1 protein-coding gene is annotated in these 270 nt (G+C 35.2%); it reads right to left on the bottom strand.

All coding sequences use genetic code 11. The annotated features are described in order from the left end of the window. Nucleotides 1–270: uroporphyrinogen-III C-methyltransferase (locus SB756_RS30385; protein ID WP_410913279.1), on the bottom strand; the 270-nt coding region annotated here is incomplete at both ends.

A 270-nucleotide genomic window follows, 5' to 3' on the forward strand; every position in this document is an offset into this window, starting at 1 on the left:
GTTAAGCGCTTAGCTTCGCTTAACGCACTAAAGTATATACTCGCTTGCTTACTTAATAATGCGTCCTGCGCCTGTGCTATATTTAATTTAATTCGTTGATTAATTAAATTACGCTCTTGATCAGTTAGTAAAGGTTCAATAGCAATCCCTTCATGGCGCCTAATAGTAATAAAACTATCAACAATTTTATTCCAACTATTACTGATATTTTGCTGCCAGTCGTTAATATCTTCGCTGAGTGCATGTTCATCAATTACCAATGTTTCCTCT

The sequence above is a fragment of the Pseudomonas sp. SIMBA_068 genome (assembly GCF_046534705.1).
In the GTDB taxonomy this organism is placed as follows: Bacteria; Pseudomonadota; Gammaproteobacteria; order Pseudomonadales; family Pseudomonadaceae; genus Aquipseudomonas; species Aquipseudomonas putida.